The 23,619-nt window shown below is 58.3% G+C and carries 23 protein-coding genes and 2 pseudogenes; 19 read left to right on the top strand and 6 right to left on the bottom strand.

Annotated features, from left to right (window positions below; all coding sequences use genetic code 11):
* Window positions 1–232 precede the first annotated feature (232 nt).
* From G3M63_RS15240 to G3M63_RS15185, 12 genes are all read left to right on the top strand, one after another.
* Window positions 233–2,044, top strand: a complete 1,812-nt coding sequence (locus G3M63_RS15240) for a copper resistance system multicopper oxidase (protein ID WP_163983658.1) — start codon at window positions 233–235, stop codon at window positions 2,042–2,044.
* A 76-nt stretch (window positions 2,045–2,120) separates the two neighbouring features.
* Complete coding sequence (locus tag G3M63_RS15235; RefSeq protein ID WP_256670028.1) at window positions 2,121–3,020, top strand: copper resistance protein B; 900 nt, start codon at window positions 2,121–2,123, stop codon at window positions 3,018–3,020.
* A gap of 222 nt (window positions 3,021–3,242) precedes the next feature.
* Window positions 3,243–3,788 carry a cytochrome c gene (locus tag G3M63_RS15230; protein ID WP_163983656.1) on the top strand — a complete coding sequence of 182 codons (546 nt, stop codon included), beginning with the start codon at window positions 3,243–3,245 and terminating at the stop codon, window positions 3,786–3,788.
* Between the two features lie 10 nt (window positions 3,789–3,798).
* Window positions 3,799–4,254 (top strand): DUF305 domain-containing protein, encoded by a 456-nt coding sequence (locus tag G3M63_RS15225; protein ID WP_163983655.1) that lies wholly within the window; start codon window positions 3,799–3,801, stop codon window positions 4,252–4,254.
* A 107-nt stretch (window positions 4,255–4,361) separates the two neighbouring features.
* A complete protein-coding gene (locus G3M63_RS15220; protein ID WP_150298813.1) occupies window positions 4,362–4,820 on the top strand; it encodes a hypothetical protein in 459 nt (152 codons plus the stop codon).
* A 215-nt stretch (window positions 4,821–5,035) separates the two neighbouring features.
* A complete protein-coding gene (locus G3M63_RS15215; RefSeq protein ID WP_150298812.1) occupies window positions 5,036–5,887 on the top strand; it encodes an STAS domain-containing protein in 852 nt (283 codons plus the stop codon).
* Window positions 5,888–5,889: 2 nt separating this feature from the next.
* Window positions 5,890–6,252 carry an STAS domain-containing protein gene (locus tag G3M63_RS15210; RefSeq protein WP_150298811.1) on the top strand — a complete coding sequence of 121 codons (363 nt, stop codon included), beginning with the start codon at window positions 5,890–5,892 and terminating at the stop codon, window positions 6,250–6,252.
* Window positions 6,249–6,653, top strand: a complete 405-nt coding sequence (locus G3M63_RS15205; protein WP_150298810.1) for an anti-sigma regulatory factor — start codon at window positions 6,249–6,251, stop codon at window positions 6,651–6,653. The genes G3M63_RS15210 and G3M63_RS15205 overlap by 4 nt, the downstream gene beginning before the upstream one ends.
* Window positions 6,650–7,654 carry an ATP-binding protein gene (locus G3M63_RS15200; protein WP_163984295.1) on the top strand — a complete coding sequence of 335 codons (1,005 nt, stop codon included), beginning with the start codon at window positions 6,650–6,652 and terminating at the stop codon, window positions 7,652–7,654. The genes G3M63_RS15205 and G3M63_RS15200 overlap by 4 nt, the downstream gene beginning before the upstream one ends.
* On the top strand, window positions 7,647–8,492 hold the full coding sequence (locus tag G3M63_RS15195; RefSeq protein WP_163983654.1) for a sensor histidine kinase KdpD: 846 nt from the start codon (window positions 7,647–7,649) through the stop codon (window positions 8,490–8,492). Before G3M63_RS15200 ends, G3M63_RS15195 begins: the two co-directional genes overlap by 8 nt.
* Window positions 8,485–10,422, top strand: a complete 1,938-nt coding sequence (locus G3M63_RS15190; protein ID WP_163983653.1) for a response regulator — start codon at window positions 8,485–8,487, stop codon at window positions 10,420–10,422. Before G3M63_RS15195 ends, G3M63_RS15190 begins: the two co-directional genes overlap by 8 nt.
* A gap of 168 nt (window positions 10,423–10,590) precedes the next feature.
* Window positions 10,591–11,307: an SOS response-associated peptidase family protein gene (locus G3M63_RS15185; RefSeq protein WP_150298807.1), complete on the top strand. Its 717-nt coding sequence runs from the start codon at window positions 10,591–10,593 to the stop codon at window positions 11,305–11,307.
* Between the two features lie 50 nt (window positions 11,308–11,357).
* Here G3M63_RS15185 and phrB read toward each other — a convergent pair whose 3' ends face one another.
* The 3 genes from phrB to G3M63_RS15170 are packed head-to-tail and all read right to left on the bottom strand — an operon-like array spanning window position 11,358 to window position 14,678.
* The gene (gene phrB / locus G3M63_RS15180) at window positions 11,358–12,797 is read right to left on the bottom strand and encodes a deoxyribodipyrimidine photo-lyase (protein ID WP_163983652.1); all 1,440 of its coding nucleotides are present in this window, start codon (window positions 12,795–12,797) and stop codon (window positions 11,358–11,360) included.
* Between the two features lie 10 nt (window positions 12,798–12,807).
* Window positions 12,808–13,722, bottom strand: a complete 915-nt coding sequence (locus G3M63_RS15175; RefSeq protein ID WP_256669839.1) for a MerR family transcriptional regulator — start codon at window positions 13,720–13,722, stop codon at window positions 12,808–12,810.
* Window positions 13,719–14,678, bottom strand: a complete 960-nt coding sequence (locus tag G3M63_RS15170; protein ID WP_163983651.1) for a DUF523 and DUF1722 domain-containing protein — start codon at window positions 14,676–14,678, stop codon at window positions 13,719–13,721. The genes G3M63_RS15175 and G3M63_RS15170 overlap by 4 nt, the downstream gene beginning before the upstream one ends.
* 138 nt (window positions 14,679–14,816) lie before the next feature.
* Between G3M63_RS15170 and G3M63_RS15165 the strand changes: the two genes are divergently transcribed.
* A complete protein-coding gene (locus G3M63_RS15165) occupies window positions 14,817–15,575 on the top strand; it encodes an EAL domain-containing protein (protein ID WP_218573618.1) in 759 nt (252 codons plus the stop codon).
* Window positions 15,576–15,595: 20 nt separating this feature from the next.
* Here G3M63_RS15165 and G3M63_RS19780 read toward each other — a convergent pair.
* The 3 genes and pseudogenes from G3M63_RS19780 to G3M63_RS15155 form a co-directional block, all read right to left on the bottom strand.
* A pseudogene (locus G3M63_RS19780) lies at window positions 15,596–16,042 on the bottom strand (methyl-accepting chemotaxis protein); the annotation flags it as partial.
* Between the two features lie 99 nt (window positions 16,043–16,141).
* Window positions 16,142–16,828: pseudogene (locus tag G3M63_RS19775) on the bottom strand (PAS domain-containing protein); the annotation flags it as partial.
* Window positions 16,829–17,243: 415 nt separating this feature from the next.
* On the bottom strand, window positions 17,244–17,696 hold the full coding sequence (locus G3M63_RS15155) for a PAS domain-containing protein (RefSeq protein ID WP_150298802.1): 453 nt from the start codon (window positions 17,694–17,696) through the stop codon (window positions 17,244–17,246).
* A 219-nt stretch (window positions 17,697–17,915) separates the two neighbouring features.
* On the opposite strand from G3M63_RS15155, the gene G3M63_RS15150 reads away from it, so the two are divergent.
* The 6 genes from G3M63_RS15150 to xth all read left to right on the top strand — a co-directional run bounded on the left by G3M63_RS15150 (window position 17,916) and on the right by xth (window position 23,341).
* Entirely contained in the window at window positions 17,916–18,887 is a 972-nt protein-coding gene (locus G3M63_RS15150) for a MerR family transcriptional regulator (RefSeq protein ID WP_163983649.1), read from the top strand.
* Window positions 18,888–18,978: 91 nt separating this feature from the next.
* Window positions 18,979–19,938 (top strand): cation diffusion facilitator family transporter, encoded by a 960-nt coding sequence (locus tag G3M63_RS15145; RefSeq protein ID WP_163983648.1) that lies wholly within the window; start codon window positions 18,979–18,981, stop codon window positions 19,936–19,938.
* Between the two features lie 78 nt (window positions 19,939–20,016).
* Window positions 20,017–20,418, top strand: coding sequence for an antitoxin Xre-like helix-turn-helix domain-containing protein (locus tag G3M63_RS15140; protein ID WP_150298799.1), 402 nt, complete (start codon window positions 20,017–20,019; stop codon window positions 20,416–20,418).
* The gene (locus G3M63_RS15135; protein ID WP_150298798.1) at window positions 20,412–21,113 is read left to right on the top strand and encodes an RES family NAD+ phosphorylase; all 702 of its coding nucleotides are present in this window, start codon (window positions 20,412–20,414) and stop codon (window positions 21,111–21,113) included. The genes G3M63_RS15140 and G3M63_RS15135 overlap by 7 nt, the downstream gene beginning before the upstream one ends.
* A 131-nt stretch (window positions 21,114–21,244) precedes the next feature.
* Complete coding sequence (locus G3M63_RS15130) at window positions 21,245–22,510, top strand: sodium:proton antiporter (RefSeq protein ID WP_163983647.1); 1,266 nt, start codon at window positions 21,245–21,247, stop codon at window positions 22,508–22,510.
* Window positions 22,511–22,552: 42 nt separating this feature from the next.
* Window positions 22,553–23,341 (top strand): exodeoxyribonuclease III, encoded by a 789-nt coding sequence (gene xth, locus G3M63_RS15125; RefSeq protein WP_163983646.1) that lies wholly within the window; start codon window positions 22,553–22,555, stop codon window positions 23,339–23,341.
* Window positions 23,342–23,619: the final 278 nt, after the last annotated feature.

The following is a 23,619-nucleotide window of genomic DNA, read 5'->3' as shown; positions in this document are numbered from 1 at the left end:
GTTTGGGTGGGCTCCTTCTCTGTACAAGTTCTTACTCCTTTTTTGTGGAGATGTTCGCGCCCTCTGTGGCGCTTTTTTTTGCCCGTACGGGCCGCGTTGTCCGACCGAAGCGCAACAAACCTGACGCAAATGTAATCACGCACCGGGTAGAGATATGGCAGATTTAAGCGTTTTTAAGCCAATCATTCGCTGCAGTCGGTTAATCGAGTTCATAACGACGGGACATAAGGGCATGCAATACAAGACTTCAAGACGGACCTTCGTCAAAGGTTTAGTCGCAACCGGACTGGCTGGAGGGCTTGGGTTGTGGCGTTCACCTGTATGGGCTTTGACCAGCCCCGGCCAGCCCACGGTCTTGACGGGAACCGAATTTGACTTGGTTATCGGCGAAACGCCGGTGAACATCACAGGCAAGCCGCGAACCGCGATGACTATCAATGGCACTATTCCAGGCCCGCTGTTGCGCTGGCGTGAGGGTGACACTGTTACGTTGCGCGTTGCGAACCGGCTTAGCGAAGACACCTCGATCCATTGGCATGGCATCATTCTGCCGGCCAATATGGACGGTGTGCCGGGCTTGAGCTTTCATGGCATCGCCCCTGATGGCATGTACGAATACCGGTTCCAGGTTAAGCAGAACGGCACCTACTGGTATCACAGCCACTCCGGTTTTCAGGAACAGGCCGGTGTATACGGCCCCCTGGTTATCGACCCCAAGGCCCCGGAACCCTTCGACTACGATCGCGATTATGTCGTCATGCTGACTGACTGGACTGACGAAAGCTCGGAGGCCGTCATGGCCAAGCTGAAGAAGCAGTCCGATTATTACAACTTCAACCAGCGCACCCTGGGTGACTTCATTGACGATGTAAGGCACGACGGTTTGAGCGCAACGCTTGCCGACAGAACAATGTGGGCGCAGATGAAGATGAGCCCAACGGACCTGGCCGATATAAGTGGCTATACCTATACCTACCTGATGAACGGCCAGGCACCCAATGGCAATTGGACGGGGGTGTTCAGACCCGGCGAAAAGCTGCGCCTGCGCTTTATCAACGGCTCAGCCATGAGCTACTTCGATGTGCGCATTCCCGGCTTGAAGATGACCGTGGTCGCCGCAGATGGCCTGCATGTCAATCCGGTCAGCGTCGACGAGTTCCGGATTGCGGTCGCGGAAACCTACGATGTGATCGTCGAGCCTGAGGACGAACAGGCATATACCATTTTTGCCCAGTCAATGGACCGCACCGGCTTTGCGCGGGGCACGCTGGCGGTTCGAGAAGGGCTGAGCGCACCGGTTCCCGAAACAGACCCGCGCCCCGAGCTCAGCATGCAGGACATGGGTATGGATCATGGGGGCATGGTCGGTATGGATCACGGCGCTCTTCAACCGACGGCGGAGAAGGACCACAGCCAGATGGACCATGGCTCGATGAATCACGGTGATATGGATCATAGCCAGTCGAGCACGATGGATCACGGTGCCGGTGGTGCCAATGAAACGATGGGGGCGATGCAGCAGCATCCATCCAGCGAAGAGGGCAATCCGCTGGTCGATATGCAGACGATGATGCCGACTCACAAGCTGGACGATCCGGGGTTGGGATTGCGCGACAACGGCCGGCGCACGCTGACCTATGGCGATCTGCGCAGTACCTTTCCTGATCCGGATGGCCGCGAGCCGAGCCGAACCATCGAGCTGCATCTCACCGGTCATATGGAAAGATTCTCCTGGTCCTTTGATGGTGTGGAGTTCTCCGACGCCGAGCCGCTGCGGCTGACGTACGGCGAGCGTGTCCGCATCACCCTGGTCAACGACACGATGATGACGCACCCGATACATCTGCATGGAATGTGGAGCGACCTTGAAGACGAGAACGGACATTTTATGGTGCGCAAACACACCATCGATATGCCCCCGGGATCCAGGCGCAGCTATCGCGTGACGGCCGATGCCTTGGGGCGATGGGCCTATCACTGTCATCTGCTGTTCCACATGGAGATGGGGATGTTTCGTGAAGTCCGTGTCGATGAGCGAACCTGAAGGAGCCGCAACGATGAATCTTTGCACGCGCAAGAGCTTTACCCGCAGCGCCCTCAAGGCTGCGCTGCTGCTGAGCATGGTTCCCGTCCAGGCTGCTCTGGGGGCCGAAGAGCACGGGGAACACCACGGCACCACCATGGATCACGAACCGGTGCAGCAGGACGTGGACCATAGCCAGATGCAACACCATCCAGCTGAACACGATGAGGTGGACCATAGCCAGATGGGACACGGCTCGTCGGGATCGGACCGACCTGACGGTGTGCTGCCCGCGTTTATGCCGGCCCTGACGGATGCTGATCGCGCCGCTGCGTTTCCGGCTATTCAGGGGCACACCGTGCACGACAAAGTGCCTTTCGGTCTGTTGCTGTTTGATCAGCTCGAATACCAGAACGCCGACGCAGGAAGCGCTTTGGCGTGGGAGGTTTCGGGGTGGTGGGGCGGGGACATCGACCGGCTCTGGGTTCGTTCCGAAGGCGAGCGTACCAACGGCGTGACTGAGGATGCGGAGCTGCAACTGCTTTGGGGGCATGCTACTGGCCCCTGGTGGGAAGTGGTAGGCGGCGTGCGGCAGGACTTCAAGCCGGGCTCACCTCAGACCTGGGCCGCTCTGGGAGTACAGGGCATGGCATTGTATGGCTTGGAAATGGAGATGACCGGCTATCTGGGTGAAGGCGGGCAAACCGCTGCCCGCCTGGAAGGCGAATACGACATCCTACTGACCAACCGTCTGGTACTGCAGCCGGTCGCCGAGCTGAGTTTTTATGGCAAGGATGATACCGCGCGCGGGGTAGGCTCCGGTTTGAGTGAGGTGGAAGCTGGCCTGCGTCTTCGCTATGAAATAGTCCGCGAGTTTGCGCCTTATATCGGCGTGAGCTGGGGGCGGTCCTTTGGTGAAACAGCCGATATCGCCCGGCAGGAAGGTGAGAATACAGAAGAAGCGCGGTTTGTTGCTGGCGTGCGCATGTGGTTTTAGAGCTGAATATAAAAATCGGCCAGCTTGCCCTCGAAACCAGTCACCAAGTCTCGCCGGGACGCCAGCCGCTTTTGATCACCCTGACGGGTCGCGATCTCTGGCGTAGCTATCAGGGGCGAGATATTACATTTCTGTCAGCTTGGCCTAATCGATGAAACCTCATCATCCTGCGCGAGTCACCTAACAGGGGCGGCTCTGTGAAGCTAGACAAGAGGTGATGCAATGCAAGCGAAAACCAGACAGTCAGCTTTCGGAGCTATCGCCGGAATTCTGGCGTTCATTCTAGTCGCCCTGGTTTTCATCATCTGGGTCGTTTATTCGGGTGCCTACAATGTAGGGGCGTCCCGGGACCATCAGCCCATCGTACGCTGGGCGTTCGAAACAACCATGAAAAACGCTGTGGTCGACAGAGCAGAGTCCATTGACATTCCTGCCTTGGACGACGCGATGGTTACTGGCGGAGCGGTACGCTATCAAGCAATGTGCGAACACTGCCACGGCGCTCCAGGAATTGAAAAAAGTGAGTGGTCTCAGGGCATGCTGCCGCGGCCTCCGCATCTTCCAGACGTTGTTTCTGAATGGAAGCCCAATGAAATATTCTGGCTGGTAAAAAACGGCGTGCGCATGAGCGGCATGCCTGCGTTTGGGTCGACTCATAGTGATGATGATATGTGGCAAATCACAGCCTTTGTCGCACGGCTGCCTGGAATGACGGCTGATGAATATGCCAGTTTTGACATGGGCGACTCGGTAGATCAGAGACACTAAAGGAAACCATATGAATATGTCGTATTGGCGTTTCGGCGCAATGGTCAGCACCTCCACGATCATCATGTATGGGGTGATGTACCTCAACACCTACGCGCTCGAACATGTCCTGTGGAGCGAAACCAGAGCCTGGATGGCGCTTCTGATGGGCGCTGTCATGGCAGTGGTAATGCTCAGCTTCATGCTCAATATGTACCAGAAAAAAGGGGTGAATATCGCCATCTACGCGGGCAGCGCCGTGCTTTTCGTTGCCGCCCTATGGCTGGTACGTAGCCAGGCTACCGTCGACGATGCCGAATATATGAAAGCTATGGTTCCTCATCATTCGATAGCAATCATGACCAGCGAGCGTGCGCAGATTACGGACCCACGAGTACGAAAGCTGGCCGATGAAATCATCGACGCGCAACGCCGCGAAATCTCGGAAATGAAATATCTCATTCGCGACCTGGAGGGGGCAGACTGATGCTTATGGCTTCCGCGTACCGTACTCGGCCCAGTCTGTTTCTTGCGGCCGCAGCACTAAGCGCCGCCTTTCTGGCTGGATGCGACGATCCTGCCTCCCGGGATGGTATGGACAATTCAATGATGCAGGCGCCGCCTCCAGAGGTAGTGGGGGCGCAACAAGCCGTCAACTCGCCTGATATCCCCACGATCGATCCCCAGACGATGCAACGTGCCGAAATCGAGAAGGTGCTGGGGGATGGTCCTTATTGCCAATACAGATACACCGCAGAGAGCCCTCCGGTACTGGCCGCCAGCAACGCTGCGAAGAACGAGAGATATCGTGCCGTCATGAAAATTCACGGCCGGCTGGTGGAGCTGTCAGCAGACCAGAATCCCGGTTATGAAAACCTGAATAAAGGGCTCGCGTTTACTGCACAAGGCCTGGAAATGAAGGTGTTTCCAGATGGAGAAGGACAGGCGGAGTCAGCGAAACCGGGAGAGCGCGTGGCAACAGAGCTGCATTTCTCTCTCGAGCAGGGGCTGAGCATTGGGTATCTCGGTTGGTATGAGTGCCAAGCGCAGTAGCTGCCGCGACGTTGATGCTGGACGCCGCGCTGAACCGCCCGATGTTCGCAACTCACTTGTGAACGCCGCGCTGCCCGTTCCGCACAAACGGCCGTCAGTCATGGCGATCCCAATTTGCAGTTCAGCCCGTTGCGACCTTTGATCGCGACGAAAACGCCAAAAGCGATCCAAAACAGGTACTATTCGTCAAATTTACTCAGCAGCGAGACTGACGAATGTCACAAATGGATCAAAGCATCATCGACGCGCTCTCGGGGCAGCAGTCGTCTATACAAGCGGCGTGGCTTGCCAACCTGGAAGAGAGCGGGGCGGCTCGTGGTGTACGTGGTGATGAACTGAAGAAGCAAACGGGTGATTTCCTGAAGCTGTTCAGCGAAGGGGTTGCCGAGTCGGGAATGGATAACTTGGGTGCCGCTGGTTGGGCCGAGGCTCGCGAATTCCTCGAAGCGTTGTCCCATAGCCGTGCTCTGCAAGGCCTCGATGCGCAGCAGACCGCCAGTTTCATATTCTCGCTCAAGCGTCCGCTGTTTGATCTGTTCCAACGCGAGACCTCGGTCGATCCGGCCACGCTGACCAACCATATCGCTGCGGTCTCCGAACTGCTTGATGCGATGGGGCTGCACACCGTGCGCACCTTCCAGAAGGCTCGCGAGGCGGTTATCAAGCGTCAGCAGGAAGAATTGCTGGAACTGTCGACGCCCGTGGTGAAACTGTGGGATGGCGTGCTGGCGCTACCAATGATCGGTACGCTGGACTCGCAGCGCACCCAGGTGGTCATGGAGTCGCTGTTGCAGCGCATCGTGGATACCGGTTCAGAAATTGCGATTATCGACATCACTGGCGTGCCGACAGTCGATACGCTGGTCGCGCAGCATCTGTTGAAGACCGTAACGGCCATCCGCCTGATGGGCGCCGATTGCATTATCAGTGGCGTGCGGCCGCAGATCGCCCAGACCATCGTGCACCTCGGGCTCGATCTTGAAGGTATTGTCACCAAGGCCAACCTTGCTGATGCCTTTGCGCTTGCTCTGCGCCGTTCAGGCCTTTCAGTAACCAAAGCGAGCTGATCATGGAACGTATCCCGATACTTCGGATGGGTGATTTTCTGCTCGTGACTGTCCAGGTAGAGATGCACGATCAGTTGGCGCTGAATCTGCAGGAAGACCTTGCTGATCGCATCAGCGCAACGGCCGCGCGGGGCGTGCTCATCGATATCTCCGCCCTGGAGATTGTGGACTCCTTTATTGGACGGATGATCGCCAACATTTCCGGCCTCTCCAAAATCATGGATGCGCAGACAGTACTTGTCGGCATGCAGCCGGCGGTTGCCATTACGCTGGTCGAACTGGGGCTGAACCTGCCTGGTGTCGCAACGGCGCTGAATGTTGACCGGGGAATGCAGTTGCTGCGCCACAGTGTGCAGCAACAATGAAGGTCACCGACAAGGGCACACGGCCCATCCGCACCGAGCAGGATATCGTTCTCGCCCGTCAGGCGTGCCGCAAGCTGGCGCAGGATTGCGGCTTGCGCCTGGTCGCGCAAACCAAGCTGGTAACGGCTGTGAGTGAGCTGGCGCGCAATACGCTGGTATATGGCGGCGGTGGCGACCTTGATTGGGAAATGCTGGAAGACGGGGTGCGTCGGGGCATTCGGATCGTTTTCAGCGATGAGGGTCCCGGCATCCCGGATCTGCAGCTGGCAATGACCGAAGGCTGGACGTCCGGAGGTGGGCTGGGTTTAGGGCTGACCGGCGCCAAGCGGCTGGTCAACGAGTTCGATCTCGAGACCGCGCCTGGCAAGGGCACCCGCATTTCGATTACCCAATGGACTTGAACCTCGCGGGTACCCTCACCGAGGTCATCCCGGTCGATGACGACAGTCGTATCGGCCAGGCCCGTCGTCGGGCCAAACAACTGGCTGAACAGCTTGGTTTCGATCAGACCGGCGCGGGCCGGGCAGCGTTGGTCGCGACCGAGCTGGCCACCAATATTTTCAAACATGCGCAGAGCGGTGAGTTGCATTGCCGGGTTGTACCCGGGCGCGGCGGGCAGGGCATCGAGCTTATCGCCATCGACAGGGGCCCGGGCTTTGACGCGCACCGTTGCCTGCGCGACGGCTTCTCCACCGGAGGCACGCCGGGCGAAGGGTTGGGATCGATTTCCAGACAGTCCCAGGTGCTGGATATATACGCCGATGAGCGCGGGGCGGTTGTCCTGGCGCGACTGTTTCCCCGTGACGTGACGGATCTGCGGCTAGGGGTCAACCAGCACGCCATGCGTAATGAGGCGGCATGTGGTGATGTATGGCATCTGGCTCTTCGTGGGGGCAAGCTCAGCGCGTTGGTCATTGATGGACTGGGTCATGGCGAAGAGGCGGAAGAGGCAGGGCGCTGCGGCGCCGAAGCCTTTGCTCAGCGCCCTTTTGAACATCCGGATGCGCTGCTGACCGATATGCACCGCGCCATGAACGGTACGCGGGGCGGGGCGGCGGCCATTGCACAATACGACGCTGACAGCGGGACATTGCAATTTTCCGGAATTGGCAATATCGGTGCTCGGCTGATTTCGGCCCAGGGCTCGCGCGGCATGGCCTCGCATCCGGGCATTGTCGGCGTGCAGTATCGCAAGGCGCATACCTTTACTTATGCAGAGGCGAATGCTCAGCTGCTGGTCATGTACAGCGATGGTTTGCAGTCCCGCTGGGATCTAGGCGACTATCCGGCGTTGGGTATGCAGCACCCCGCGACTGTTGCAGCGGTGTTGCACAGGGATTTCTGCAGAGGCCGCGACGATGTCACCGTCATGGCTATAGACCTGGAGCTGCTCAATGGCTGAATCAAATGAACTGGCTCGCTTGCGGGCCGAGAACGAGGCCCTGCGACAGGAGCTTGATGAGACCAATCAGGGGGTGCTTGCACTCTATGCCGAGCTGGACTCTCAGGCCGAAGAACTGAAGCAGGCGTCAGAGCTCAAAAGCCGCTTTTTGTCCTATATGAGCCATGAATTCCGCACTCCGCTTGGGTCGATACTCAGTATTGCCAGCTTGCTCAAGGATGAACTGGACGGGCCGCTCAACGAAGAGCAACAGAAGCAGGTGATGTTCGTGAAGAGCGCTGCGCGGGAGTTGACGGAAATGGTCAACGACCTGCTCGACCTGGCCAAGATCGAAGCAGGGCGAATCACCATTTCGCCAGGCTGGTTCGATATGTTCGATTTTTTCGCCGCGTTGCGCGGCATGTTCCGGCCAATCGTCGACACCGATGCAGTCGACCTGATCTTCGAGGAGCCGGTCGGTGTGCAGCGGTTGTATACCGATGACAAGAAGCTCGCCCAGATTCTGCGAAATTTCATTTCCAATGCGTTGAAATTCACCCTGCGCGGTGAAGTGCGGATTTCTGCGATGATGGTCGGCGAGGACCAGGTACGTTTTTCGGTTAGCGATACCGGAATTGGCATTCCCGCCGACATGCATGACCGGCTGTTCGAGGATTTCGTGCAGATCGATTCGCCTTTGCAGAAGCGTCTGCGCGGCACCGGGCTCGGTTTGTCACTGTGCAAGCGGTACGCTGCGTTGCTTGGTGGACGTGTCGGCATCGAAAGCCAGCCAGGTGTCGGTTCAACATTTTACCTGGTGATTCCGGTGTCGCTCAGAACGGAGGCAAGTGATGACTAAGCGGAGACTGCTCGTCGTCGACGACAACGCAGCCACTCGATATTCCATTCGCCGGCGGCTCGAGGCTCATGGCTATCTGGTGCTTGAGGCAGGCAACGGCGCTGACGGGCTGGCGCTGATCGATGAGGAATCGATCGACGCGCTGATTCTCGATATCAATCTGCCTGACATGAGCGGCTTCGATATTGCCCGCCGCTTGCGCGCCGATCCGCGCACAGCGGTATTGCCGGTTATTCATGTATCAGCCGCCTCAATCGAGACCAGCGACATCATCAATGGTCTGGAATCCGGAGCGGATGCCTATCTGGTTCACCCAATAGATCCCGACGTGCTGCTGGCGACGCTGGGTACGCTGCTGCGGGTGCGTGATACAGAGCGCGCACTGAAGGAGCGGGAAGAGCACTTTCGCGAAATCTTTGAAAATATTTCTGCGCCCATCGCTGTGGTCAATTCATCGTTTCAGGTGCACAACAAGAACCGCGCGTTTTCCAGGTTGATCGCTAGCTGCCCGGGTGATGATATCTCCAATTGCATGGCAGACGGCCAGGAGGACCTGCTGGAAACGGTCAGTGCAAGAATCAAGGCAGGTAAACGCTGGACCGGGACCGCAACCATGCGTGGACCGTTTTCAGAGCGTATTACCCAATGGCAGGTAGCGCCGTACAGGCCGCCCGATCTGGCGCTTGTTTTTATTGAAGATGTGACCGAGCGGCTGCAAAAGGAGCGTAGCCAGGAGCAGCGGCTGGCTACTGTCAGTCACCAGTTGCAGCATGAAGTAAAGGTGCGCGAGCGTACCGAAGCGCAGCTTCTGCAAGCCGGAAAGATGGATTCGCTGGGCAAGTTGACCGGCGGTATCGCCCACGATTTCAATAACCTCCTGACCAGCGTAATCATGAGCCTGGAGCTCATCACCGAACGGGTGGAGGCCGGGCGTTATGGCGAGATCAAACGCTACGCCGACACCGCGTTGCAATCGGCCAGAAGTGGCGCCGGTCTTACCCACCGTTTGCTTGCCTTTGCTAGACAGCAACCGCTGGAAGCCCGATCCATAGACGTCAATGCACTGGTTGGCTCGCTGGATGACTTCATTCGTCGCGCCATAGGTGAAAACATCCAGCTGGTCATGGAGTTGGCCCCCTCACCTGTGGTCGCCTACGCAGATGGAAGTCAGCTCGAAAGCGCATTGATCAACCTGGTAATCAACGCCCGGGACGCGCTGCCAAATGGCGGCGAGATCTGCATAAGCACCGAGGTGGTTACGGTGGAGCGTGATCCTGAACTTGCCGATGGGCGATATGCGGCGCTCAAAGTCAGAGATAACGGCATTGGTATCGCGCCCGAGGTGCTGGACAAGGTGTTCGACCCGTTCTTTACCACTAAATCTGTAGGCAAAGGGACCGGGTTGGGATTGTCCATGTTGTATGGCTTTGCCGGTCAGTCCGGTGGTGTGGCAAGGCTCTGTAGTGAGGTTGGGGAATTCACCGAAGTGATGCTGTTATTGCCAGTCGGCGAAGAAATACATCAAGCAGCTGAAGTGGAAGGCAACCCTGCCCGCGCCACGACGAGCGGACACATTCTGGTGGTTGAAGACATTATCGCTGTGAGTGCAGCCATCACCGAGCGGCTTACCGATGCCGGTTATCAATGTACGCAGACGGACAATGTAGAAAGCGCGCTGGCACTGCTGCATGGTGACGCGCCCATCGATCTGCTGCTGACAGATATCGGCCTGCCACGCATGAGCGGGCATGAACTGGCGGACGAAGCGCGGCGCGTACGGCCAAACCTGCCGGTATTGTTCATGACCGGTTATGCGGAAAGCGCCAAGGACCGGAACCAGTTCAGCCAACCCGGCACCGATATCCTGATGAAACCTTTCAACCTGGATGAGCTGCTCGCCAAGTTATTACGGTTAATGACCTCGGCCTGATGTTCGGTTGACGGTCAGGCTCGTACCGGTAGTGGCGCTGTTTCACACATCGAGCGCTGCTAGCGGTAGCAACCAGCCGGCACGCAGGCGGCAATTGCTGGGCGGGACGACGGGCGCATAGCGTGTGTCAGCTATGCTTCAGTGAGGCACTCAGCCGGAGACCCGCCCATGTGTGGACGTATCGCGCAACACCGTGCGCTGCAGTTGTATCTTCGCTATCTGGCTAACCAGTCCCTGGAGCAGCCGACGAGCGAGCCACCGGTAGGTCGCTATAACGTGCCGCCGGGAACGCTGGTCCATCTGATCCGTCAGGACGGCGTTGACTTGCTTACTACTCAGGTGAAATGGGGTTACGCACCTGCATGGGCGAAAGAACGACGTGCCCCGGCTATCAATGCGCGGCTCGAAACCGCTGCAAGCAGTCGGTTCTGGAAAGCCATCTGGGGAATCGGGCGGTGCCTGGTACCCGCGGACGGTTGGTTTGAATGGGTCGCGGATGCGGATGACCCCAGGCGCAAGCAACCCTATTACCTCAGGCTGCAGGCTGATGAGCCGATGTTTCTTGCCGCTATTGCAGCCTTCTCACAGGGGGATAGTGCAGGGGGCTTCGCCATTATTACTGACGATTCGGATCAGGGCATGGTGGATATTCATGATCGGCGCCCTGTTGTGTTACCGCCGGATGTCGCTCGCGAATGGCTTGACCCCGCCTTGCCGGCAAACCATGCCCATGATCTGGCACGTTATCACTCGCTGCCCGCCGATGCCTTTGAATGGTATGCCGTGACCAGAGCGGTAGGCAACGTCAGCAATGACGGCCCGGAGATGATTGCTCCGCTACCGCCAGAAGACACATCGCTACAGGAATCCCTCCCGCTTTTCTGATGCGCAGCCCGGGCTTTCAACCTGTAAATTGTCGCGAAGTAATAAAGAAATCAGCTGCTTGGCACATCTATTGAAGAGAGATTCCTGAACGCGTTCAAGGCCCGTTGACGGCTTTCGGCGAGATCGACGATGGGCGGCGGGTAATCCGCCATACCGAACAAATCTCCAGCTGAAGCCGGTTCATGGATGCTGCGGTTGTCCAGTTCGGCCAGCTCGGGGAGCCAGTAACGAATGAAACGGCCCTCCGGATCGAATCGGCGGGACTGGGTCAGGGGATTGAACAGGCGGAACCAGGGCACTGCGTCTGTACCGGTGGAGGCACTCCATTGCCAGCCGCCGTTGTTGGCGGCCAGATCCCCGTCGATCAGATGCTGCATGAAGAAGCGTTCGCCCTCGCGCCAATCGATCAGCAGGTTTTTGGTGAGGAACATCGCCACCACCATGCGCAGGCGGTTGTGCATCCAACCAGTGGCCAGCAATTGCCGCATGGCCGCGTCGATCAGCGGAAAACCAGTGCGTCCCTGTTGCCAGGCGGCCAGCTCCTGCGGATTGTGGCGCCAGGGAAGGGCTTCGGTTGCCGAGCGAAATGCCTTGTGCCGCGATACCTGCGGATAACCGACCAGAATGTGTTTGTAGAACTCGCGCCACAGGAGTTCATTGATCCAGGTAACCGCACCAGGACTGCCGGTCTCGAACTCGCCGCGATTGCTGCGCAGCGCCGCATGCAGGCATTGGCGCGGTGACAGCACGCCCGCTGCAAGATAGGCCGAGATCTGACTGGTGCCGGGCTTGGCAGGCATGTCGCGGTCGCGGTTGTAATCATCCAGCCGCTCTGTCGCAAAACGCTCCAGACGCTCGGCTGCCTCGTGTTCGCCCGCTGGCCACAAGGCCTGCAAGGCGGCATCCGCTTCGTCGAAACCCGCAACGCTGTCGGGGATCGGGTCGCTGGCGATTCCGGGTGGGGTTTGCGCAGACGGTAAGCCAACGCTTGTTGGCGGTGCGGTATTCAGGCGTTGGTAACAGACCTTGCGAAACTGGCTAAAGACCTGAAAGAACTTGCCCGAACGCGTCAGAATGCTACCTGGCTGTAACAACACCTGGTCCAGGTGGCTGTGAAAACTGATGCCGAGTGCATCCAGGCTGGCTGTGACGTCCTCGTCGCGCCGCACCTCGTTGGCGCCGTATTCGGCATTCACCTGAACGCTGCCGATGTCATGCTCATGGCACAGAGCAGCAATAACACCCGCGGTATCCGGCCAACGCCGCGCGTGTCGGACGAGCAACGGAACATTCAGTTTCTTCAGCTCGCGTTGCAGCATTGCCAGGTTGCGTAGCCAGAAATCGACTTTGCACGGTGCATCATCGTGCGCCTGCCATTGGCCAGGGCTGAGGAGAAACACGGCAATAGTCGGCCCGGCCTGCATGGCGGCGGTCAGGGCGGTATTATCCTGAACCCGCAGATCGCTGCGAAACCACATCAACTGGCGCATGTGAGAGTCCTCATTGGCCGTCGGGCAAGCTGAGCCGCTGCAAGCAGTGCAGAGCAGCCAATGGAGTGTCTGCCAGGTGCAGGGTGGACAGGTTCTGCAATGCGTCGCGGTGGATGCTCACGGCGTGGCCGCACAGCAATAGGGGTAGCTGACTGGCGCCAAGCAAGCGCTTCAGGTGAGCCGGGTCAATGCATTGATCACTGAACAGCAGCAGGGCGCACGGGCGGATTCGCTCTGCTGCCAGCGCCAGGTCTTCGGCCGGAACGGGCCATTCGAGCACCCGCACCGGGTAGCCGGCATTGCTTGCCAGCCAGGCGCATATCCACAGATTGGGTTCCATGGCGCGATCCGACAGGTTCAGCATCAACAGTGGCGCACCGCTCAGCAGCCGGTTTCCGTGGTAGATCCGGGCATTGAGTTTGCTGCGCAGCCAGGACAGGAAAAATACCTGTTCCACGCGCATGCTTGGGTGTGCGGCCCAGCGTGATTGCAGCTGCGCGAGCAAGGGGGACATCAGATGTTCGCATAATGTCTCGGAGGGATAGAGGGCCAGCGCCCGGTTGAATACGTCGTCCAGTTGGCGCTCGGCGAGCTGTTCGATACAAGCCAGCCATTCATTCAGCTGCTCATCCCACAGAGAGCTGATCGGCTCCCTGAGGGTTGGCGAGTCCTGTAACAGTCGCTTGACCTGACCGACCGCCACGCCGCGCTGCAGCCAACCGAGCACCTGGCGAATCCGGGCGATGTGTTCTGCGCTGTACAGGCGGTGGCCCTTGGGCGTGCGCTGGGGCTGGATCAGCCCATATCGACGCTCCCAGGCGCGCAAGGTGACCGGATTCACGCCGGTCTGGCGGGCCACCTCACGGATCGGCAACAAGTCATCGGCCAGCTGGGAGCCTTTATTGGCACTGTGTGGCGTGATCACAATGCGTTACGCAGGCTGAGATCTTCAGGGTGCGGCTGCAGGTATGCCTGACGATCAATGTAACTGTGCGGGTGCCGACGGAAATGGTGATTTATCATGGTGATCGGCACGACCAGAGGCACTACTCCCGTGCGGTACTGCTCGATCAGCCGCTGCAGCTCCTGCTTCTCCGGCGAGCTGAGCGCGCGCTTGAGATAACCGGACAGATGCTGCAGCACGTTGGTGTGGCTACCGCGGTTGGCGGGTTGTTTCAGCGCGGCCATCAGCTGGCTGAAGTACCGTGGCGCAAACGCCTCTAGCGGTATGGAGGCGCTTTGTGCCACCTCACGCCCGAGTTGTCGGTACTGCTCGCGGCATGTTGCCATGAGCTGATACTTGTAACGCTCATGAAAGGTGATCAACCCGCGCCGCGTCAGTCCGGCACGTTGTAGCCGTTGCCATTCGGCATAGGCGAAGACGCGGGTGATGAAGTTTTCCCTGAGTACCGCATCGTTCAGGCGACCGTCTTCTTCGACCGGCAGATCAGGACGCGCACGCATCAGCGCTGCGGCAAACAACCCACGGCCGCCGCCATCAGCAGGCTGCCCGTTGTCCTGATATACCTTGACGCGTTGCATGCCGCAGGAAGGCGACTTCTGCATCAGGATGTAGCCGCAGATATCGTCCAGCTGCTCGGCGGTTTGCGTGCCGAAGGAGGTGAGCGCGTCGGTCACATCGATAGTGCGGTTGATGCTGCCCAATGCCTGGGGATTGGCTGGGTCGCCAACCAGGCGTATCGGTTCGCGCGGCGTGGCAAGGCCTATCGCCTGCTCCGGACAGAGCGGTATGAACTCGAAATGGCGGGCCAGAACATCCTTGCACAACCGCGATTGCTTATGGCCGCCGTTGTAGCGCACGGGATGTCCTAACAGGCAGGCGCTTATGCCGATCTTGATAGTGTCGAGAGTGACGGCCATGGATGTGCTCCTTGTACGAGATCCGCATGGTGTACATATTTTATAAGAGTACGATTTATATTGTACAAGTCAATGGTGTTGTATAAGAATACGTAGAAGTTTTTGCATCATTCAATTCTTATATGGATATTCCTGCTTATGAGCCTTCAGCCTTCGAACTATCCCTGCCAGTCCTGCCGTGATGGAAAAGCCCTGGCGTTTGATTTCAGTATGGCGTTTCAGCCGATCGTTGATCTACGCGATAACAGCCTGTATGCCTACGAGGCGCTGGTGCGCGGCACCGACGGCAGCGGCGCTGGGGCAGTGCTTGGACTGGTCAACGAACACAACCGCTATGCCTTTGATCAGGCGTGCCGGGTCAAGGCCGTGGAGTTGGCTGCGCGCCTCCAGATGCCCTGTATGCTGAGCATTAACTTTCTGCCCAACGCGGTTTACCAGGCCGCGACCTGCATTCGCGCGACCCTGGCTGCTGCGCGGCGCTCTGGATTTCCCACCGAGAAAATCATTTTCGAGATTACCGAGAGTGAGGAATTGGTGAACAAGGAGCATCTGAAAGACATCATCACGGAGTACCAACGGCAAAAATTCAGGACCGCGATCGATGATTTTGGTGCCGGTTATTCCGGGCTCAATTTACTCGCGGAATTCCAGCCGGACATTATCAAGATCGATATGGGGCTGGTGCGGGACATCGACACGCATCCGGTGCGCAGGGCCATAGTGCAGGGGATACTCGGCGTATGTCAGGCGCTGAATATCGAAGTTATCGCCGAGGGGATCGAGACGGAAGGTGAGCTGCGTGAATTGCGAAACCTGGGGGTTTATCTGTTCCAGGGTTATCTGTTCGCCCGTCCGGCTTTCGAAGCGTTGCCTGACGTAGCCTGGCCGGCATCCTGAGGCCGGCCAGGCAGCAGGCCTCAACGGTGCTGGTCGAGGGTCTGGGCGAATTGACCGATGGCCTGCACTACCTGCTGGGCGCCCAGATGGATGTCGAGAATCACTGAGCCGGCCTGATTGGCCAGGCTCACGCCTTGTTCTGCCTTGAGTGTGCCTGATTGCATGCTGCTTTCGGCCCGTCTGGCCAGCTCGCGGTTTTTACCCACCACCTCGGTAATCGCAACGGTTGCCTCGCTGGTACGCCGCGCAAGGTTGCGTACCTCTTCGGCTACCACTGCGAAGCCTCGGCCTTGTTCGCCGGCGCGTGCTGCCTCGATCGCGGCATTCAACGCCAGAAGGTTGGTTTGTTCGGCAATGCCACGAATCGCACCGACGATGCTGCCGATCTCTTCTGACTGCACACTCAGCGCGCTGATACCCTCTGCAACCTGGCGCAGTTCATCTGCGATGCTTTGCACGACGGTAACGGTTTGCTGAACGACTGCGGTGCCCTGTTCGGCATGCGCGTCAGTCTGTCGGGAGGTATCAAAGGCCAGTTGCGCTGCTTGCGTCTCAGCTTCGCGCTGTTCGACCTGCCGGGTAATATCAGTGGCGAATTTGACCACGCCATAGAGCTCTCCCTGCGCATCGAACAAAGGGTTATACGTCGCCTGAAGCCAGACTTTGGCGCCATATTTATTGATTCGCGCGAAGAGTCCGGCGCTGTACTCGCCGCGGTTGAGGCGGCTCCAGAATTGCCGATACTCGTCGCTCTGCACTTCAAGCGGCTGACAGAAGACCCGATGATGCTCGCCGCGAACCTCTTCCAGTCGGTAACCCATTACCTTCAGAAAATTGTCGTTGGCATGCACCACATGGCCTTCAAGGTCGAATTCGATGACCGCCATGGACCGGTCAACTGCCTGAACATAGCTGGACTCACTTTGCGAGCGCAATGTGCGCTGCGTGACGTCCGTGGCTATTTTGATGATGCGCTGTACCGCGCCGCTGGCATCACATACCGGAATATAATTGGCATCCAGCCAGAGCTGGCGTCCGTCATTTGCTCGTCGCAGCACTAGCTGGCTAAAGGGCTTTCCGGCTCGCAGGCGCTGCCATAGATCGGCAAATTCACGGCTGTGCGCATAGGACGATTCACAAAGTCTGGCGTGATGCTGGCCACGAAGCTGATCCAGGGAATAGCCCGTCATGGCCAGGAACACCGGGCTGGCATCCAGCACCACGCCTGAAGGGCTGAACTCGACAATCGCCATGGCGTTGCGCAGGGCGGCTTGCTCGTCTCGAAGCGCCGCCAACTGGGTCTGGCAATCCTGTAGGGCGTCGTTCAGTTTACGAGTGCGGGTGAACATGATGGGGCTCCGTGAAACGTTCCGTGTAAGCAGGCTATCCATGCCGAAATCGGCGTGAGCGCACTTACGGCCTAAGTTGTACAAATAATCACATATGTACAACAACAGGTAAAGCATTCCCTGGTTCAGGCTTTGTACAGGTTTTGGGGGATGCTTGTTAACAGAGGGGCAGGCTGGGAGCAGGAAGCGCCGCAGGATACGGCTCAGCAGGCGAGGGGGCTCTTCGGAGCACGCACCTGCATACAGAATATTATGTGACGAGTCAGAAGTCGGCGGCTGCTATCGCCGTATCCGCGGACCATCGATCCAGCCTGTTCGGTCAGGATTTCTCCTGTAGCTGCGTCAGCTGGCGCTTCAGTTCGGCGACCTCCGCTTCGAGCTCAAGCACTCGATCCTGAGCTTCGACTTCAACGCTCACGTCTTTCTGAATGCCGATGAAGTAGGTGAGCTGGTCGCCCTCGTTGAATACCGGGGTAATCGACAGCTCGTTCCAGAAGCCGGTGCCGTCCTGACGGTAATTACGAATGATCTGGCGGCACGGGCGGCCATTCTGAATCGCTTCGCGAATTGCAGCCAGACCGGGTTGGTCCCGGTCATCGTTCTGCAGAAAACGACAGTCCTGATAAAGTATGTCATCGACCTGATAACCCGTCAGACGCTGAAAGGCGGGGTTGGCATAGATGAGGATATTGTCGTCGCCTTCCTGTTCGGCTACCACGATGCCGTCATTGGATGCTTCGACTACCAGTTGCAGCAGTTTTGCGTTGATCATTCTTTTAACCCCGGTACGTTTGGTGCCATTCTAGAACAACTCGGCCTGACTGCAGCCTACTCAAAAGCGCTTTGGCAGGCATTATTCCACGTTCTTCCTGTTGCAGCTGGCGAAATGCCTTCATATTCTGTGAGTCGCCGAGGATTCGGGGTTTTATTGCCTGGCGATGATGGATCGCCGCGTTACAATGCCGACATTCATCCATAGCGTTGCCCGCCCATGACCAAACGAGCCGAGCCTGTGTCTGACCCTATCGAGCACTCTGTCACTGATGAACTGCTACCGATTCGTGAAGTGGTGCGCCTGACGGGCGTCAATCCGGTAACGCTGCGTGCATGGGAGCGCCGCTATGGGCTTATCCAGCCGGTGCGGACCGAAGGCGGGCATCGGCTGTATTCGCTGGGTGACGTGGAAAACATTCGCAGCATCATGTCCTGGACAGAGCGCGGCGTAGCAGTGAGCAAGGTGGGCAGTCTGCTTGCACGCAGCAAGCCGGTTGATTCAGGGGCGCAGATCACATCGCAGGCCGGTGGCATCACGTTCGTCCCATCAGACGCTAGTGAGTGGCTCGGGTGGCAAGCACGTATCGGAGAGGCGCTGGCCGCTTTTGACCAAGCCCGTCTCGAGCAGGTGTACGGTCAGCTTTTCTCTACTTACCCGGTTTCGTTGATATTCGAAGAGGTACTGTTGCCCGTATGGCGCGAGCAAAGGCATCAACGCGGGTTCGGTCAGCTCAGCCAGTGGCTGTTTTACGATGCCTTTCTTCGCGCCCGCGTGCTGCAACGCCTGCAGCTGGGCCGGCGCGCCTCAAACCGCTGCGTATTGCTCGCCGCGTTGCCTGAACACTGTCTCGAACTGGAGCTATTGGTAACTGGATTGTTGCTAGGCGCAGACGACGGAGCGGTCCAGGTGTTGCCAACGGGTCAGCCGCTTGATGAGTTGCCGCTGGTATGCCAGTCAGTCCAGCCTGAGGGGCTGGTCCTGTTCGCCCCGGTACCTGCCACGTCTACGTTGCTCCGGCAAATAAACAAGCTGGCGCTGGCCATTGATTGTCCTCTGGCACTGGCCGGTGTCGGTGCGGAACTGGCCGAGGAACAACTCAAGGGCTCACCCATCGCCAATCTCGGCAGCGAGAGCCGGCTCATGCGTAGCCGGTTGGCGCAGTTCCTGGGAGGGCGGCTCGATACCTGAGTTGGGTCAGCGCCGGAGCAAAGCGTTAGCTCCGCTTGACGCTTCAGCAGTCGGATGGTTTCAATGGGCTGAAGCCCAGCGGAGCGCGTTCATGTCCAGCCATACCCATAGTCACAACGCCGACCACAACCATAGCCATAGCCATAGCCATGGCAGCGGTATGACGTTGCTGTTTGCTCTGCTATTTACGACGGGCTTCGCCGTGGTAGAGGTTATTGGTGGCGTTATGGCGAGTTCATTGGCGCTGCTATCTGACGCGGGTCATATGTTTACCGACTCGCTGTCGTTGGCCGTGGGGGCCTTTTCCGCCTGGCTTGCGAGCAAACCCGCATCACGCGCGCATTCTTTTGGCCTGCAACGAGCCGAGGTGCTGGGCGCGCTGTTCAATGTGCTGTTCATGTTTGTGGTGATTGCGGTCATTGCGTTCGAGGCGATCGAGCGGATGCAGGACACGCCAACAGTAGATGGCGGTACCGTGTTGCTCATCGGTGGCCTGGGTTTGTTGGTGAATATCATCGTTGCCTGGGTGCTGATGCGCGGCGAGCAGACGATCAATGTACGCGGAGCGCTATTGCATGTGATGGGCGATCTGCTCGGCTCGGTCGCAGCCGTTGCCGCGGGCGCGATCATCTGGTTTGGGGGGCCCAGCGTCATGGATCCGATATTGTCGTTGGTCGTCTGCCTGCTGATTCTGATATCAGCGATCCGCTTGCTCGGCGTGGTGATTCGCGTGCTGATGGAAGGCGTCCCGCAGGGCATCAATTCCCGGGAAGTCGGGCAGGCACTGGCTGAGGTCGACGGGGTGATTGCAGTGCATGATCTGCACATCTGGAGCCTGTCCTCGACCAGTCACGCGCTGGCTGCCCACGTCGATCTCGAAGTAATGACCGAATGGCAGGCGGTGTTGCCGCAGATGCAAACTTTGCTGAGTGAGCGCTTTGGTATCCAGCACAGCACCCTGCAGCCGGAGGATGCACAAATACGGCTCGATTGCGCAGTCGAGCAGAACTGCAGTGCAGGAGGGCACGGACGCTCAGGCCATGTCCATTGATGGTGGCGGATCAGGTGTGTTTGCAGATACTATTTTTCAGGTGTAGTCTTTATAGACACATCGCTTGAGGGTTGTCTCATGCTCAATACCGCCGCCGTTTCAGCAGATAAAACCGCCGCCGCTACCGGTTTGCGGACTGCTGTGACCATCCTCGACAAGTGGGGCGCCACAGGGGAGCAGGGCGAGGCAATATTGCGGGTCTCGCATAGCACCTATGCCCGTGCCAAGCGCAAGGATGGTCTGCAATCGATCAGTCTGGACCGGGATCAGCTCACGCGGCTGAGCTTCGTATTGAATATTCATGCAGCGCTGCGGACGATCTTTGATAACCCCGATAACCTCTACGGCTTCATGCGGATGCCGAACGACAATGGGTTCTTCTTTGGACGTTCACCTCTCGAGGTCATGGGCAGCGGCGACATGGTCGCGGTGTATGAAACCTTCAAGCGAATCGATGTTCTGCGGGGCAGTCGGTGGTAGCGGTCAGTAGCCTGCCGGTATTGCCGGCGCAATCGGTCCGCGCTTATCGACTGGTCAATTCCAAATTTCCGCCAATAGCCATCTTCGATGACGTCGCCAGCGCCGCCGAGTTTGATGATCTGTACGCGCTACAGGCGCTGACCAATCCGCGCATCCAGAACCAGACAGGCAATATGGAGCTTATCCCCCGCAGCGAAATTCCCTTCGGGATTCCAGGCTGCTCCTACGCAGCCGCGCCCTTCACCCACGTTAACCCGGAAGGCTCGCGCTTCAGCGACGGGACCTTCGGTGTGCTGTATCTGGCGGATCGCGTAGAAACCGCCATCGCTGAGGTCAGGCACCATCAGCAAGCCTACTGGTCCCGGGTTCCGGACCTGCGCTACGAGCGGTTTGTGTTTCGCGCACTGACCGCTCGTTTTGATGAGGCAGGTTCGGTGGATGCGCTGGGGGTGCCGCGTACAGATCCGATTTACTCGCCCACCGATTATGCTGCGCCTCGCATACTGGGCCGTGATGCGCGGGACGCCGGCGCCACAGCCATCCGTTACCACTCGGTGCGTCAGGCAGACGGAATTTGCTGGGGGCTGCTCACACCCAGGCAGGTTTCATCCATCGTCCAGACCGCGCACTACGAAATGATATGGAGCGGTGAGATTGCCGCAGTGCACAAGCTGTCGACTTTCATGGGTAGATAGCGGCGCTCAGCATGCACTTCTGAGCTGGGCGGGCCGTGCGATCAAAACTCCGAAACGAAACGGTATCGACTCCATTCTGGAACTTCCCTCACATGACGGCCTCGCAAGGACATAGCATTCAGGAGCCAGTCATGGAGCAACTCAACCTTTCTCTCGCTGTGATGGGGGCAACGGCGGTCGGTGTCGCCCTGATGTCGTCGGCGCTCAAACGGAGCCCTGTGACCGAGTCGATCCTGGCCATGGCAGTGGGGATTGCCGTGGGTCCGTACGGGCTGGCATTGCTTGATCTGTCGAAGTGGGGTGACGAGACAGCAATACTTGAGCAGGCTTCGCGACTGACACTGGCGATCGGTCTGATGGGTGTTGCGCTGCGGCTCAAACGGGAAAGTCTGAGGGTCCTGCTGAAGCCTATTATCGTGCTGCTGACTATTGTCATGCTGGCAATGTGGTTGACTTCGTCTTTGCTTGCGGGCTGGTTGCTGGGGCTGCCGCTGTGGGCTGCGCTGCTGTTCGGCGCGGTGGTGACGCCAACGGACCCGGTCGTGGCGAGCTCCATCGTGACCGGGAAATTTGCCAAGACGCACCTGCCGCTGCGCATTCGCGATGGGCTATCGCTTGAATCCGGCGCTAACGACGGTCTGGCCTACCTGTTCGTCATGCTGCCGATCTTCATGATGACGCTCGCGCCAGGGGCGGCGTGGTCCACGTGGTTGCTTGAATCGGTGCTTATCGGCGTTGTGTTTGCCATTGTGTTGGGAGGTGTGATCGGTTTTAGTGCGGCGAGACTGCTGTCATTGGCCGAGCACCATGGATGGGTCGACAAGACCTCGCTGCTTGGCTACACGGTCGCGTTTTCGTTATTCGCGCTTGGCTTGGCGGAGCTGCTCAAGGCAGATGCGGTCGTTTCCGTATTTCTGGCGGGATTGACCTTCAATCTGTTCAGCGACAAGAACGACGAGCATGAGGAGGAAAAAATCCAGGAGGGCGTAGCGAAGCTGTTCACGCTACCCATGTTCGTGATTTTCGGTATCGCTTTGCCTTTCGCGGCGTGGGCCGAGCTGGGTTGGCCGCTGCTCGCGCTGACGATCCTGATTCTGCTGCTGCGCAGACCGCCGATACTGCTGATGTTATATCCGGCTCTCAGGCGCTACTGGACAACCCCGGACGTGCGCTTCATTGGGTGGTTCGGCCCGATCGGCATCGCCGCCATCTATTACGCCAGCCTGGCCCACAAGCATATGGACCAGCCGCTGTTCTGGCACGCCGGCAGCGCGATCATCTTTGCGTCTATTCTGGTACATGGCATCACCGCTGCGCCTTCGACACGTTTGTATGCACGCCATGCAGGCGTGCCACCAGAGGGTAGCCGTGTACTCAGCAGGCGTGATGACGAATGAAAATCGGCTAACAGTCATATCAATCGCGAAGGGGACGGGTCCGTGAGCAAGCTGAAAATTGCGACCTTCAACATCAACGGCATCCGGTCGCGTCAGGCCGCTCTGCTGGAATGGCTTGAGAAAGAATCGCCGGATGTTGTGTGTCTTCAGGAGCTGAAAGCGCCTGACGAGGGATTCCCTGTCGATGCAATCAACGATGCGGGTTACGGGGCCATCTGGCACGGACAGAAATCCTGGAACGGGGTCGCCATACTGGCAAGAGGCACGGACCCGCTGGAAACCCGCCGCGGACTGCCGGACGACCCTGATCCTGGCCAGAGTCGGTATATCGAGGCCGCCGTCCAGGGTGTGATTGTTGGCTGCATCTACCTGCCCAACGGTAATCCCCAACCGGGTCCCAAATTCGATTACAAGCTGGAGTGGTTCGAGCAACTGATAGGTCATGCGCAGGGATTGTTTGAATCAGGGCATCCGGTCGTGCTGGCAGGTGATTACAACGTTATCCCTACTGATTTTGATATATACAACACGCGCTCCTGGAAGAAGGACGCGCTGCTGCAGCCGGAGTCGCGAGAATGCTACCAGCGGTTGCTCGACCAGGGTTGGACCGATGCGCTGCGCACGCTCTACCCGGAGGAGCGTATCTATACTTTCTGGGATTACTTCCGTCAGCACTGGAAGACCAACTCGGGCCTGCGCATCGATCATCTGCTGTTGAGCGCAGATCTGGCGCCGAAGCTGGTCGATGCAGGGGTGGACCGTTGGGTGCGGGATCTACCCAAGGCCAGCGATCATGCGCCTACCTGGATTGAGCTGGATTTTAAACATTAAGGCCACTGGTTTTCGGTTCGGGGCTGGTAAATGGAAACCCGAATCCCCCCTAGCCCCCCCTTTGCAAAGGGGGGAATTATTCCGTGCTTCGCTTGCTGGCCCGGTCAACTGGCAGGACTCCGCAAACAACGTGAAGAACCAGTAGGGTTTGGCCCGATAATCATTTCACTACTCGCTCCGCTGTGGACGTTCAAGAGCTTCGACAGTCATCGAGCTGCCAGAGAGCTCGGGCGCCGCTAGCACGTACAGTCAAACTGCTCAAAGGCGCGTAAACCTTG

Source organism: Pseudomonas sp. OIL-1 (assembly GCF_010669185.1).
GTDB lineage: Bacteria > Pseudomonadota > Gammaproteobacteria > Pseudomonadales > Pseudomonadaceae > Halopseudomonas > Halopseudomonas profundi.
This window is presented reverse-complemented; position numbering and strand designations above follow the sequence as displayed.

Bases quoted from the DNA above. Each gene is read 5' to 3' on its own strand.
- G3M63_RS15240 (WP_163983658.1), top strand. From the start codon at position 233: ATGCAATACAAGACTTCAAGACGGACCTTCGTCAAAGGTTTAGTCGCA.
- G3M63_RS15235 (WP_256670028.1), top strand. From the start codon at position 2,121: ATGGTTCCCGTCCAGGCTGCTCTGGGGGCCGAAGAGCACGGGGAACAC.
- G3M63_RS15230 (WP_163983656.1), top strand. From the start codon at position 3,243: ATGCAAGCGAAAACCAGACAGTCAGCTTTCGGAGCTATCGCCGGAATT.
- G3M63_RS15225 (WP_163983655.1), top strand. From the start codon at position 3,799: ATGAATATGTCGTATTGGCGTTTCGGCGCAATGGTCAGCACCTCCACG.
- G3M63_RS15220 (WP_150298813.1), top strand. From the start codon at position 4,362: ATGGACAATTCAATGATGCAGGCGCCGCCTCCAGAGGTAGTGGGGGCG.
- G3M63_RS15215 (WP_150298812.1), top strand. From the start codon at position 5,036: ATGTCACAAATGGATCAAAGCATCATCGACGCGCTCTCGGGGCAGCAG.
- G3M63_RS15210 (WP_150298811.1), top strand. From the start codon at position 5,890: ATGGAACGTATCCCGATACTTCGGATGGGTGATTTTCTGCTCGTGACT.
- G3M63_RS15205 (WP_150298810.1), top strand. From the start codon at position 6,249: ATGAAGGTCACCGACAAGGGCACACGGCCCATCCGCACCGAGCAGGAT.
- G3M63_RS15195 (WP_163983654.1), top strand. From the start codon at position 7,647: ATGGCTGAATCAAATGAACTGGCTCGCTTGCGGGCCGAGAACGAGGCC.
- G3M63_RS15190 (WP_163983653.1), top strand. From the start codon at position 8,485: ATGACTAAGCGGAGACTGCTCGTCGTCGACGACAACGCAGCCACTCGA.
- G3M63_RS15185 (WP_150298807.1), top strand. From the start codon at position 10,591: ATGTGTGGACGTATCGCGCAACACCGTGCGCTGCAGTTGTATCTTCGC.
- phrB (WP_163983652.1), bottom strand. From the start codon at position 12,797: ATGCGCCAGTTGATGTGGTTTCGCAGCGATCTGCGGGTTCAGGATAAT.
- G3M63_RS15170 (WP_163983651.1), bottom strand. From the start codon at position 14,678: ATGGCCGTCACTCTCGACACTATCAAGATCGGCATAAGCGCCTGCCTG.
- G3M63_RS15165 (WP_218573618.1), top strand. From the start codon at position 14,817: ATGAGCCTTCAGCCTTCGAACTATCCCTGCCAGTCCTGCCGTGATGGA.
- G3M63_RS15155 (WP_150298802.1), bottom strand. From the start codon at position 17,696: ATGATCAACGCAAAACTGCTGCAACTGGTAGTCGAAGCATCCAATGAC.
- G3M63_RS15150 (WP_163983649.1), top strand. From the start codon at position 17,916: ATGACCAAACGAGCCGAGCCTGTGTCTGACCCTATCGAGCACTCTGTC.
- G3M63_RS15145 (WP_163983648.1), top strand. From the start codon at position 18,979: ATGTCCAGCCATACCCATAGTCACAACGCCGACCACAACCATAGCCAT.
- G3M63_RS15140 (WP_150298799.1), top strand. From the start codon at position 20,017: ATGCTCAATACCGCCGCCGTTTCAGCAGATAAAACCGCCGCCGCTACC.
- G3M63_RS15130 (WP_163983647.1), top strand. From the start codon at position 21,245: ATGGAGCAACTCAACCTTTCTCTCGCTGTGATGGGGGCAACGGCGGTC.